Annotated in this window: 11 protein-coding genes; 9 read left to right on the top strand and 2 right to left on the bottom strand. The window is 34.7% G+C overall.

The genetic code is table 11. From position 1 onward, the window contains the following. The first annotated feature begins 12 nt into the window (after positions 1-12). The 4 genes from EG359_RS03905 (at position 13) to EG359_RS03890 (ending at position 4,801) form a co-directional block, all read left to right on the top strand. A complete protein-coding gene (locus EG359_RS03905) occupies positions 13-1,503 on the top strand; it encodes an MFS transporter (RefSeq protein WP_076351737.1) in 1,491 nt (496 codons plus the stop codon). 201 nt (positions 1,504-1,704) lie between these two features. Then, entirely contained in the window at positions 1,705-2,631 is a 927-nt protein-coding gene (locus EG359_RS03900; RefSeq protein WP_076352085.1) for a mevalonate kinase family protein, read from the top strand. 10 nt (positions 2,632-2,641) lie between these two features. Beyond that, a complete protein-coding gene (locus EG359_RS03895; protein ID WP_076351739.1) occupies positions 2,642-3,571 on the top strand; it encodes a UbiA family prenyltransferase in 930 nt (309 codons plus the stop codon). Positions 3,572-3,634: 63 nt separating this feature from the next. After that, complete coding sequence (locus EG359_RS03890; RefSeq protein WP_076351741.1) at positions 3,635-4,801, top strand: proline dehydrogenase family protein; 1,167 nt, start codon at positions 3,635-3,637, stop codon at positions 4,799-4,801. Positions 4,802-5,245: 444 nt separating this feature from the next. On the opposite strand, the gene EG359_RS03885 is transcribed toward EG359_RS03890, so the two are convergent. Beyond that, positions 5,246-5,782 (bottom strand): helix-turn-helix transcriptional regulator, encoded by a 537-nt coding sequence (locus tag EG359_RS03885; RefSeq protein ID WP_076351743.1) that lies wholly within the window; start codon positions 5,780-5,782, stop codon positions 5,246-5,248. A gap of 959 nt (positions 5,783-6,741) precedes the next feature. On the opposite strand from EG359_RS03885, the gene EG359_RS03880 reads away from it, so the two are divergent. Beyond that, a complete protein-coding gene (locus EG359_RS03880) occupies positions 6,742-7,851 on the top strand; it encodes a M14 family zinc carboxypeptidase (protein ID WP_076352086.1) in 1,110 nt (369 codons plus the stop codon). Positions 7,852-7,947: 96 nt separating this feature from the next. Here EG359_RS03880 and EG359_RS03875 read toward each other — a convergent pair whose 3' ends face one another. Beyond that, a complete protein-coding gene (locus EG359_RS03875; protein WP_076351745.1) occupies positions 7,948-8,463 on the bottom strand; it encodes a DUF4920 domain-containing protein in 516 nt (171 codons plus the stop codon). Positions 8,464-8,605: 142 nt separating this feature from the next. On the opposite strand from EG359_RS03875, the gene EG359_RS03870 reads away from it, so the two are divergent. The 4 genes from EG359_RS03870 (at position 8,606) to bla (ending at position 13,512) form a co-directional block, all read left to right on the top strand. Continuing rightward, the gene (locus tag EG359_RS03870) at positions 8,606-10,018 is read left to right on the top strand and encodes an APC family permease (RefSeq protein ID WP_076351747.1); all 1,413 of its coding nucleotides are present in this window, start codon (positions 8,606-8,608) and stop codon (positions 10,016-10,018) included. Between the two features lie 165 nt (positions 10,019-10,183). Further along, positions 10,184-10,624, top strand: a complete 441-nt coding sequence (locus tag EG359_RS03865; RefSeq protein WP_076351749.1) for a GPW/gp25 family protein — start codon at positions 10,184-10,186, stop codon at positions 10,622-10,624. A 23-nt stretch (positions 10,625-10,647) separates the two neighbouring features. After that, positions 10,648-12,531: a type VI secretion system baseplate subunit TssF gene (locus tag EG359_RS03860; protein ID WP_076351751.1), complete on the top strand. Its 1,884-nt coding sequence runs from the start codon at positions 10,648-10,650 to the stop codon at positions 12,529-12,531. A gap of 90 nt (positions 12,532-12,621) precedes the next feature. After that, positions 12,622-13,512: a class A beta-lactamase, subclass A2 gene (bla, locus tag EG359_RS03855; RefSeq protein ID WP_076351753.1), complete on the top strand. Its 891-nt coding sequence runs from the start codon at positions 12,622-12,624 to the stop codon at positions 13,510-13,512. Positions 13,513-13,580: the final 68 nt, after the last annotated feature.

Here is a 13,580-nt window from a genome sequence, read left to right as displayed (position 1 = left end):
TATTTAATTGAAATGTCTGAAACTGAGAATCGACAGCCTAAAAACATAAAGAATAATCCAAAGATTATGAAGGCTTGGGCTGTATATGACTGGGCAAACTCCGTGTATTCCCTGGTTATTACCTCTACCATTTTCCCTATTTATTACTCTATTCTTACCACAGCGTATGAGAAAAAGGAATATGTAGCAGAAACAAAAAAGTGGATTGATGTCCCGGTGAGGCACATGATCAAGATCTTCGGAAATGAATACCAACCGGATGCGGTATATGGGTATTCATTAACAATATCATTCTTTATCGTTGTATTGCTGTCTCCGTTTTTATCTTCCCTGGCAGATACCATCGGAAATAAAAAATCATTCCTGCAATTCTTCTGCTATTTAGGAGCAACATCTTGTATGGGATTGGCTATGTTCACCGGAATGCATAACGTATTTCTCGGGCTTCTTTTCAGTATCACGGCGAGCGTCGGGTTCTGGGGAAGTTTGGTATTCTACAACTCGTTTCTTCCGGATATTGCAACACCTGATAGGCAGGATGCACTTTCTGCAAGAGGGTATGTGTATGGGTACATTGGCTCGGTAGTTTTAGTTGTGATTTGTTTAGTATTGATTCAGGTTTTTGCTAAAGGAGCAGCACAGCAGCTATTATTTACAAGAATCAGCTTCCTGTTAACTGGGGCGTGGTGGTTTGGCTTTTCACAATACACTTTCAAGCATCTTCCACAGTTTGGAGATGTAAAAGATAAGCTTCCTAAGGATCTTGTATTACTGAATTACAAGAATATCTTTAAAAGACACGAAGAACAAGGCGGATTTTTTGAAGTATTAAAAGATAACATGAGCTTTTACAAGGATATTGCCAAGGAGAGTTTCCATGAATTGTATAAAGTAGGTGGAGAACTTTTTAAGGATAGAAACCTAAAATTCTTCCTATCGAGTTTTTTCTTTTACAGCGTAGGAATGCAGACAATTTTCCTTATGGCAACCTTATTTGGAAAAAGTGAAATTAATCTTGCACAGGATAAATTAATCGGAACCCTTTTGGTGATTCAGATTGAAGCTATTATCGGTGCTGTTATTTTCTCCAGATTATCCAAAAAGATAGGAAACAGAAACGTAATCTCAATAGCAATTTTTCTATGGATTGTGGCTTGTTTATGGGCTTATTTCTTAAATAAAGAAAACCCAACGGTAGAATATCAGTTCTACGGAGTGGCTGCAGTAGTAGGATTGGTAATGGGAGGTCTTCAGGCGATGTCCAGATCTACTTACTCAAAGTTGCTTCCGGAAAACTCCATGGAAAACACTACCTATTTCAGTTTCTATGATGTACTGGAAAAGATTGCCATCATTATTGGTACATTTATCTTTGCAACATTGATTGAGCATTTTAATAACATGCGTATTGCAGCCCTATCTATGACAGTGTTTTTTGGGGCAGGATTAGTATTGATCCGATTCCTGAAAGTTACGATGCGAAAAGACAGAGAAACATTATAAAAAATTAAAAGACGTTATTTTTAACGTCTTTTTTTTGCTTGATTAGATCTTTTTAATAAATAAATCTTGAAATATGAAGCTTTTTTCGTATTTTTAATAGTAATTGAATGGAATAAAAGCAAAACAGTTGATAATTCGGCCTGGGTTTTGCTTATATTCAGTGGAATAATTTTTAACTTTGCAAAAAGATTTATTGTCAAGATGACCAACCCTCTATTTTATGCAAAAATAATTCTGTTTGGAGAATATGGAATGATTGAAGATTCCCAGGGGCTTGTAGTACCTTACAGTTTCTATAAAGGAACTTTGAAATTCTCAGATTTAAGTTCTGAATTTGAACTTAACTCGAACAGGCATCTGCAGAAATATTCAGACTTTCTTACAACGCTTGATCTTTCTGATGATTTTACATTGGATATTGAAAGCTTCAAAAATGATATTTCAAACGGACTTTTCTTCGATTCTAATATCCCTCAGGGGTATGGAGTAGGAAGTTCAGGAGCTTTAGTAGCTGCTATCTTTGAAAAATATTCAGTTAGTAAACTGAATCCTGAAAATATTTCAAAGGAAAATCTAAAGAAATTAAAAGCTATTTTCGGTGAAATGGAAAGCTATTTTCATGGTAAAAGTTCTGGAATGGATCCATTGATCTGTTACATGAATCTGCCTATTCTTATCGAAAACAAAGAAAATCTGGACAGAGTATCAATTCCTGAAGGACAAGAAGGAAAAGGAGCGATCTTCCTTATCGATTCCGGAATAACAGGAGAAACCGGCCCCATGATACAAATCTTCTTTGAAAAAATGAAGACCGAAGGATTCCGTAAAACATTGAAAGAAGAGTTTATCCGCTACAATAATGCTTGTATTGATGCTTTCCTGAAAAAAGATATGAATCCGTTCTTTAGAAACCTTAAAAAGCTTTCTCACTGGGCTTACGAACATTTCCGTCCAATGATTCCTGAAAGTATTTTTAAAATCTGGAAAAAAGGTCTGGATTCCAATGCATATTACTTAAAACTCTGCGGAAGCGGGGGTGGAGGTTATATTCTGGGCTTTACTCAAGATTACGAAAAAGCAGAAAAAATGCTTGACGGCTTCCAAAAAGAAGTGATTTACAGATTTTAAATAGATTGGAATGAATTCTGAAAAAGAAACTTTCCAATCTAAAAACTATATTTCGAAATCTCTATCTTATAGATTTTCACAATTCGTGGGCTTTCTGCTCGGCGCGCGCTTTTTTGTAGCAGCCTTGTTGACATTTGCCCTTTACGTTTCCACTTTTTTCCTGTTCAATCAGGATGAATCTTTCAAGAGTTTTGTCTTTGACTTTAAGGTACACGGCATTATTTTCTGTACCGTTCTTACCATTTTAGCAGGTGGAATTATCAACCAGTTTTATGATCTTGAAAAAGATTCGGTAGTAAAACCTTTCAGAACCCGGGTACAGAGTTTTATCAAACAAAAGTATTTTTTATATGCCTATTTGGGGCTTAGTGCTATTTCCTTGGGAGTAGCATGGATGATTTCCCATAATGTGTTTATCTTTTTTGTGGTTTATCAATTTTTCATGTGGTTTTACAGCCATAAGTTAAGTCGGGTACTTATAGTCAATAACCTTACTTTTGTCAGCCTTACCCTTTATCCGTTCTTTGGAATGATGGTGTATTATGAGACCTTTTCCAAAAAGGTTTTTCTGATGGCTGTCTTTCTTTTTCTGATCCTTTTATGTATTGATATCGTAAAGGATACGCTTACAAGAAGTGTAGATAAAACCTTTGGATACACTACTATTCCCAATTACTTTAAGGGAAGAAATACCAAGATTATTCTGATTTCTTTACTGATTGTAACCATGACTGTTTCTATGAAGATTATTACCAAAACCGGAGTGGTTGGCTTTATGGCCTATTACTTTGCCGGTGGGTTATTTGTAATGATTTTTTGCGTCTTTCTTCTTTTGAAAGCTTCTCGACGAAATAACTTTCTTATACTGAGTGTATTACGCTTATGGGTTTTTGTTGGAATCATTGCGATGCTTCTCAATGGAATTGAGCATAAATTGTAAAAAAAATCTTTAAATAAACTGAGGTTATTATTACCTTTGCATAACTAAATTTAATAAATAGGAATGCCCATTTTTAATGATACAAAAGTTGCGTTTGCAGATAAGTCAGATGCACAATTGAGAAAGGCTTACTGGATGTTTAAAATGATTGAACAGCCCGCTCTTACAAGCCTAGGAACCTCTGTTCTTAATTTCACAGTACACAATAACTTTCCGTTCGTTACAGGAATTGTAAAAAAGACCTTATTTGAGCAGTTTTGCGGAGGAGAAACCCGTGAGGAAAGTATGAAGGTTGTGAAGCAGCTTTTCAAGAGAGGAGTTGGAAGTATTTTTGATTATTCCATAGAGGGTAAGGAAGATGAGGAAACCTTTGATGCGGTATGCAAGGAGATTAAGGACATTGTAAGATTCTCAGTAGGAAATCCGGCAATTCCTTTTATCGTATTTAAGCCTACAGCATTCGGAAGAATTGATCTTTATGAAGCTGTTGGAAAAGGAGCAGAGCTTACTACAAGTCAGAAAGAAGAATGGGAAAGAGTAGTAAAAAGATTTGATGAAGTATGCAGTCTTTGTCATGAAAATGATAAAAAAGTAATGGTAGATGCTGAAGAAACCTGGATGCAGGATGCAGCAGATCACCTTTGCGAAGAGATGATGGAGAAATATAACCAGGAAAAGCCTATCGTTTGGAATACCATCCAGATGTACAGAACAGGAAGACTGGAGTATATGGAAGCCAATCTTCAGAGAGCAAGAGAAAAGAATTATTTTATCGGATATAAGATTGTTCGTGGTGCTTATATGGAGAAAGAAAGAGCCAGAGCTGCAGAAAAAGGATATCCGGATCCAATTCAGCCTAGCAAAGATGCTTCAGATAAAAACTATAATGCAGGAATTGACTTTGTCATGAACCATTTGGATAAAGTATCTGCATTCTTTGGAACCCATAATGAGATCTCTTCAGAATTAATTATGGATAAGATGAAGACTAAGTCTCTGGAAAGCGGAAATCCACACGTTTATTTTGGACAGCTTTACGGGATGAGTGATAATATTACTTTCTACTTATCAGATAAAGGCTATAATGTGGCTAAATATCTTCCTTATGGACCTGTAAAGGATGTTGTGCCATATCTTACGAGAAGAGCTCAGGAAAACACTTCTGTAGCCGGACAGACCGGAAGAGAGCTTGGATTGATTAAAAAGGAATTGGAAAGAAGAAAGAAATAATAAAACTTCTAAAAAATAAAGAGGAAAACCTGCAAAATTTGCAGGTTTTTTTATTTGGGCTAATCTATAGTTTTTGCGATCTTTAAAACAATCTAAGAATTAATGATTTTTAACCTATTTATTTATAGTATTAATTATTTGTTAAAATAATTTGATTTTTATTGTTGATTTGGTTTTAAATTTTTATATTTGGTAAAACTATAAAAAACTAATACCAATCTGCAACGTAGCATAAATATTCAAACCTGATTGCAAACATCAGTTCTACAAAATCGAAAATATAAACCGTAAAATGTTCAGAGGCTTATACTGATGTACAGATGATGGTAGAACTCAATGGATGATTCACATAAATTTTAAAAAACAAATAAAGCAAATAGCTTTAGTTTTCTTCTTCAAATATTTTTTAGCCCGGCCATTTTCTTTGACCGGGTTTTTGCAGTTTTAGGGTTCAAAGCTCTCAAACTTTCCGTTTTCGTAGAACAGAACGATGCGTTTTATTTTATTTGTTTGATTTCCAATTACTTGACTAAGTATTTCTTCAGGCGAATTTCCTAATCGCTGAGAATCGGATATTTTTTCCGAAGCTTTATCTTGGGATGATATAAAAGATTCTCCAGAACCAGATTGAGGAAGTTCCATTTCTGTTTCTTCTGCCCCAAAATCGTCATCATTATTCATCATGGTAAAAAGATCTGGCAGAGGGGTAGGCCTTACCTTATCTTCTTCCGTTTGGCCCTCTAAAATCTCTACTTCTGGTAATTCGGATTTAAGCATTTCACCTTCACCTGTAACCAACCAATCCCAAAGAAGTTCAGGGAAACGAGATTTTATTTTTATGATAAACTCCAGAGAGGGTTTGTTTCTTCCGGACGTAATGTGCGAAATTGAGGAACGCTGTACATCAATCTCATCTGCAAATTCAGATGGAGTAAGATTAGAATACTCTATAACCTTTGAAATTCTTTCGTTTAAACTCATAAAATAAGCCTTTAATTATTTTACAAATGTAAATAATATAATTTACAAAAGCAAAATACAAATGTAAACAAATTGAAATATTATTGAAATACATTTGTAAACTATAATTAATAGTATAATAATCAGTTAATTATAAATGAATTACAATTGTATTTAACCAATTAACCTTATAGTACTAGCTAAACTTCAAATCATCATTTCATCCAAATTTTGCGTTTTAAGATTGGTTATAAATGTAAATTCGAGGAAATATATGCCATTTTTGACCCTTAAATTTCCTTATTAGCTCTGTTTACATCATTAATCTGCTATAAAACAGAATGAGAGAGTATATATTACATAAATAACGGTTTAATGTGCATTTAAATGCATAATTGCACTGTATACAAACGTAAATTACTCTTGTAAATCCCTTTTTTTAAGCATTCTAATCAATATTTATAGCTAAATATCTTTTCTGCACTAGATTAATTTTTTGTAAACTTTACAATTGAATAGAAAGACATCAGTTTGGAATAAATTATAGCTAAATCTCAAAATTCTCATCGTTTTACATATGTATAACTGTGTAAGCAACTCGTTTTTCCACATTATTTTTGTTTAAAAAAAATATGCTCAATTGGCTTAAAACAGGCTTTTTATGACTTCAAGTATCCTTACAAATAGAATTGAGATGAATTTTGTAACTAATTGAATTTGTGTTATTTAAATGTATTGAATTAAATTATTCGCAATTCACAATTTTATCAACAGACAACTTGTCAACTCAGTCTGTTTAGCAATGTTACGTATGTTAATAGTGTTCTTATAAGCATAACTGCTATATTTAACTTATGTAAATTACAATATTAAACATAAAATTTACGGTGTTTACATAGTTTTGATGGTATTTACATTTGTTAATGTTTATTTTTTGCCTTAAAATTGTTAAATTTGATTCTTGTAAATTATTTCCAACAATGAATTTTGAACAGATCTATTCTCCAAGCCCTGATTTCTCTAATCGCTATATTTCCCCTGAAAAATTATTTTCCTACCTACAGACGAATCTCGGCGATTATATTCAAGAGATCGGAAAATCATATTTAAATAAGCCAATTTATCAGTTAAGCATCGGAAGCGGAAACATTCAGGTACTGGCATGGTCACAAATGCACGGGAATGAATCCAATGCTACTCATGCAATGATCGATCTTTTGACAAGCCTTGATAAGGCACCTGAAATGAAAGAAGATTTATTCAGTAAAATCAGGTTAGACTTTATCTTTATGCTAAATCCTGACGGATCCGAAAGATGGACAAGATTGAATGCAACTGATATAGATCTGAACAGAGATTTTCACAATGAGGCAAGTAAGGAAATTAAGTTTCTAAAAAATGCGGCATCTTCAAAGAAGTATGACTATGCCCTAAATCTCCATGAGCAGAGAACCATTTTTACAACAGATGGTATTCATCCGGCTACACTTTCTTTTCTGGCTCCTTCTGAAAATGTAGAACGAACCGTAACTGAAAACAGAAAAAAATGCATGGCTGTAATCGGAAATGTTTATAATCATCTTAAGGAGATGATTCCTGATCAGATTGGAAGATATTCTGATGAGTTCTATCCAACCTCTACAGGTGATAATTTTATTAAGGCAGGGATGCCTACCATATTATTTGAGGGTGGACATTTTGTAAATGATTATACAAGAAAGGGAACAAGAAAGTATTATACAATTGCTCTTTATTATGCATTAAAGGCGATCAGTGAACTGAATTCTGATACTACAGGATGGGAAACCTATCTTGAAATTCCGGAAAACAAGGAAACTCATTATGATATTATCTATAGAAATGTAAAGCTGAATACAGAGCACGAATGCATTCTGGACATTGCTGTTCAATACAGGGAAATGAAAGAAGAAGGGAAAGGTGAAATTTCGTTTATTCCTTTTGTAATGGAAGCAGGAGATGTGAAAAAAAGAAAAGGCTGGCTGGAAGTAGACTGTACAGGAAAGAAGTTTGTTTCTGCCAATAAATATCCAAAACTTGATGCAGTAGTGGATTTTACAATAGAAGATTAAAAATATCGGCAATCCAAAGATTGCCGATATTTGTTTTTTTAGATCTGTATTACCGGCATTATCTGCGGTAAGCCTATATTCAATAATATCTGAACTTTAGTTTACGACTTTAATTCCGCTTGCTAAGAATCTGATTTCTTCTTTAGGTTGTGTAATGGCATCAATTTCAGATTGAGGCTTTTTCCCATCTTCTGCATAATGCTTTTGTTCATCCACAGAAATAACTTTTCTTTCTGCATTTCCTTCCAATACTACATTTTTTCCTTTCAAAGCAGTTGGAACAAAGAATGCATAATCTTTCATTTTTACGAAAAATTGTGAATTATCTTCAGTTTGGATGGTAAGCCAACATCCTTTTTTCTCACATACATCCGTTACCTTTCCTTTGATGGCAATATTTTCCAGCTTCTTATTCTCTTTTTTAAGCTTTTTTCCAAGTTTTTCTATTGTGATGGCCTTAGATTCTGTACCGGAAGCAACACCTGCTCCATAAGTATCGCCTACTAAGGCATTTCCAGTGGGAGGGGAGAATTTCTTTTGAGATGTTTCCTGAGCAAAAGCAAGACTGGAAGCACTTACAGCAACTGCAAATAATATAGCTTTGAATTTCATTGTTAATATTTTTTCCAAAAATACTAATTAAAATCGAATCATAAATCGATAAAAATTAATAATAAACAGGTGCTTCTGTAAATTTTTAATAAAATTCAAAATGAAAGGGAGATTTGTTTATATTTGACGCCTATACTTGACTATGCAAAAAAAACTGAAACTATGGGACGCCATTATGCTTGTAATGGGGTCTATGATCGGAAGTGGGATCTTTATTGTAAGTGCTGATATGATGCGCAACCTGGGCTCTGGATATTGGATGATTGTTGTATGGATTATAACAGGAGTAATGACGGTAGCTGCTGCAATAAGCTATGGAGAGCTTTCGGCATTGTTTCCCAAAGCTGGTGGACAATATACTTATCTGAAGGAGATCTTTGGACGAAGAATGGGATTTCTTTATGGCTGGGGGCTTTTTACGGTAATACAGACCGGAACTATTGCTGCAGTGGCAATGGCTTTTGGAAAATTTACAGCTTACCTGATTCCGTCTCTTAATGATGCAGCTCCCATTTTTCAAAGCGGAGAATTTAAAATTACATGGATACAAATTTTAGCTATTGCTGTGATTTTACTGCTTACCTATATTAATACTAGAGGAGTACAAAGTGGCAAGATTTTGCAGAATGTATTCACAGGATCTAAAATCATAGCTTTAGTAGGTTTAATTGCATTAGGTTTTATACTGGTTGATTTCTCTCATTTATCGGAAAACTTCAGTTTAGGAACAGGGGCTTTTAGTAATCTTAAAAAGGATTTGAGCGGAAACTTCCTGAAAGAGGGATGGGAACCCATTGGAGGAATGACCTTATTGGGTGGTATTGCTGCCGCAATGGTAGGATCTGTTTTTAGCTCTGTAGCTTGGGAAAGTGTAACTTTTGTATCCGGAGAAATTGAGAATCCGAAGAGAAACGTTGTAAAATCAATGATCTATGGTACTTCTGCCGTAATGATTCTTTACATAGCCGTTAACTTTGTATATTTAAATGCTTTAGATAAAGACGGAATTGCATTTGCTGCCAATGACAGGGTAGCAGTAGCAGCCTCGCAGAATATTTTTGGAAGTGCGGGAACAATTATCATTGCTTTATTGGTAATGGTTTCTACTTTCGGATGTGATAACGGATTGATTCTCGCGGGAGCGAGGGTTTTCCAGACTATGGCAAAAGATGGAATGTTCTTTAAATCTGCCGAAAAAAACAATAAGAATGAAGTGCCGGAAAATGCATTATGGATGCAGGGAGTCTGGGCTTCTTTATTATGTTTGAGTGGACAATACGGAAACCTGTTGGATATGATCTCCTTTGTAATTGTTCTATTCTATATGATTACCGTTTTTGGAGTTATTTATTTAAGAATTAAACAACCTGCACTGGAAAGACCATACAAAACGTGGCTATATCCGGTAACTCCGATTATTTATCTGGTAATAGGAGCGTGTTTTTGTATTTTACTATTAATATATAAACAACAATACACATGGCCTGGATTCGTATTGGTTCTACTGGGACTTCCGGTATACTATTTTATTAACCGAAAAAATGCAGACAGTTAAAATAATGAATATAATATAGATAATGGTTTCAGGGCTATCAATTCAGTTTGGTAGCCCTGATCTTTGAATAATATTTTAATTTATTATGACAATTATTTAGTGAAAATGTGTATTTTGGTATTTCGTTTTTAAGTAAACGGAACCATGAAGTAAAAACTATAAGTTATGGATACACCAAATTACAGAATGCCTTTCGTGCCATCTACTCTAATGACCGAAGGAGGAAGTATCGATACCTGCGATATGGGGGAAAGTATTGCCCACAATATTATGCTGCTGATCACCACCAAAAAAGGAGAGAACAGATATGATGAAAACTATGGAAACGACGTTTGGAACTTGGAATTCGATAATGGAGTAACAAGTGCCATCTGGGAAAACGTTTTTGTCAAAAGTCTTAAAAGACAGATCCAGGAGTATGAACCTCGCATTGTACAACCGCAGATCGATGCCAACATACAATTTGTAGAACACAGCTACGATACAAAAGAACACACCGAAATCAAAAAGAAAGTAAGAATTGCCATCAATGCCAAGATGGAGGAAACAGGAGAGCGTTTCAGTTTTTCAACGGAACTGTTCCTGAGCCCGATGTCTATTGATTAATATTTTTAACCGCAAAAGAAATTATGAATTTAGATCAGAATATTTATTCTAAAGAATCTGTAAAAGCAAGAATGCTGCAGAATGCAACTAAGGTCTGGGGATTGAAGAGTCCACAGTCTTTGGATCCGTTTGTAAAGTTATTGATAGACGCATTCAGTACAGAAGTTTTTAAAGCGAATAATGAAATACAGACAGTAAATGCCCGAATTCTAGAAAAACTGGCAAAATTGTTGACCCCATCCATCTATACTCATCCTATTCCTGCTCATGCTGTTGCCTTTACACAGCCTTATGAGTCTACCGAAGTATTGTTGGAGCATACGGAGTTTTTCTTCCGTAAGCAGATGACCTCCACTGTAAAATCAGAATCAGATAAACAAGTGAATATTCCTTTCACTCCTGTGGGGAATGTAAGAATTAATAAAGTTCACACTTCAGTAATGTTTGTAGGAAATACCTGTTATAGTATTGATGACAGGTTTAATAAAATTCCTATTGCTAGATTTAACGGAAGACCTGAAGACTACAGAAAGATTACAGTAGGAGTAGATGTAAGTAAATATGCAAGTGAGAACTTTCCTAAATACATGAGTGTATTTTGTTCCAATCCTGCTTTTGAACATTTGGATTTTGTATATAAATTATTGCCTTATATTACCGTATCAAGTAATGGGAATCCTTTATTTGTAAGAGAAGGGCTAAGTTATCTTACAGAAAGCAATCCGGATGGATATGAGCAGATGTTCAAGGAGCAATCTATCAGAAATAAAGTTATTGAAGATATCAAAAGTATTTATCGTCATAAATTTATTGAAATTACAGGGCTTTCCAGCAGTTTGTTTTCAGAACCCGGACAGCTTCCGCAGAATCTGGATTTCCTTGTAGGAAAAGAAGAGATTATAAAATATCTAGATAACAAGTGTTACCTATGGCTTACCTTTGAATTCCCACCACAGTTCTCAGCAGAAATTCTTGATAATTTCTCATTTGTACTGAATGCCTTCCCGGTTTATAACAGAGGTTGGAAAAAAACAGAGTATAGCCTTGACATTATGGGAAATAATATTCCTTTAGTAACCGATGAAGGAGAACATTTCCTATACGTAGATGAAGTACAGGATGGAGATGGAAGAAGATACACAGAGATCCCATTTACTCCGGCCGATGATCTTAAAAAAGGATTGTATACCGTAAGAAAAGGAGGAATGGAACGTTTCACCAACAGAAATGCGGTAGATATGATCGCCAATGTTTTGGAGCTGACAAGAGACGAAATTGCAGCATTCTCTCTTTTAAACAGGGATAATGTAAAAGGCGTTCTTAGCGAAATGTCTGACAAGATGAAATCTATGGTGCAAAAAGTGAATAATGCCAAAAGAAACATCAGACAGGAACTGAACTATGTAATTATGGAACCTGTAGAAAAAACAGACCATACCTACGCTGCTTTTTGGATCACTCATTGTACACTAGCCAATCATATGCGTCCGGGAACAGAGCTTTCCAACCAGTTGAAGTCACAGACCGTTGTTCTGCTTACTGAAACCTTGGGCGGAGCCGAAGAACAGAAAGGTACAGACAGTATACAGGCCTATAAATATGCTTTAACAACAAGAGATAAAATTATTTCCCTTGAAGACGTTAAAAATTATTGCCGAATGGTACTGAAAGATGAGCTAAGAGAAGTAAGAGTAAGAAGAGGAACCATGATCAGCAACAAACCTAAGGAAGGTTTTGTAAGAACCGTTGAGGTAGAAATCATTCCACAGAACTATTCTTTCTACGGAAGAGCTTACTGGGAAAACATGGCGAATATTACAAGAAATCAGATTATTGCCAAAGCTATAGATGGTATAGAATATCTTGTGAAAGTAAGTAACGAGGATATTGAATTCCAGGATATGTAGGACTTCAATAAATAATTTAAAATATAAAATGCCGTAGGAAATACGGCATTTTTAGTACATCACACTCATACAAACAACTTTATTATTTCGATGAAAAAAGCTTCACTTTTTATATCACTTTGTCTTTTTAGCCTTCAAGTAAAAAGCCAGACAATACAAGATTTAAGAAATAAGATCAATACAATTACATCAACAAAAAACGCCACTGTAGGAATATCTGTAAAGGGAATAGAAGATAAAGATACGCTTAGCATTAACGGAAACAAGGAAACTCCGCTGATGAGTGTTTTCAAATTCCATATTGCATTAGCAGTCTTAAATAGAGTTGATAAAGGAAAATTAAAGCTTAACCAGAAGTTTTTCATTAAAAAAGAAGATCTGATGCCAGAAACATGGAGCCCAATCAGAGAAGAATATCCTGAAGGGAATATGTACCTGACACTAGATCAGTTATTAAGATATACAGTTTCTCACAGTGATAATAATGGTTGTGATATTTTGCTCAATATTATTGGAGGAACAGACTCTGTTCAAAAATTCATTAATCAACAAGGAATAAAGGATTTTACTATAAAAGTGAACGAACAGCAAATGTCTTCCTTTGATAAATTCTATCTGAACACCACAACACCTTTAGCCACCACAGATCTCTTAGAAAAATTCTATAAGGGAAAGGTTTTGAAAAAAGAAACCACAAAATATCTATATCAGATCATGGTAGAAACCTCAAGAGGGTTGACCTGGATGAAGGCCGGTCTGCCCGCCGGAACAGAGCTGGCACATAGAACAGGAATCTCCAGTAGAAATGAAAATAATCTACGAGCAGCAATGAATGACGTAGGAATTGTAAAGCTAACCAACGGGAAACATTTTATTCTTTCAGTATATCTGAAGAACATTAATGAAGAAATGGCAGTCACAGAAAAAATTATTGCAGACATTAGTCATGCAGTTTGGGAATATTATACAAACAAAAAATAAATTCAATAGAAACGGGCTAAAGCCCGTTTTTTTATATAGAAATAATCCATTGGCTAAAGCCAAAACCT

This window comes from Chryseobacterium joostei (assembly GCF_003815775.1).
Taxonomy (GTDB): domain Bacteria; phylum Bacteroidota; class Bacteroidia; order Flavobacteriales; family Weeksellaceae; genus Chryseobacterium; species Chryseobacterium joostei.
The sequence above is the reverse complement of the archived record's forward strand: the minus strand, read 5'-3'. Positions and strand labels throughout refer to the sequence as shown.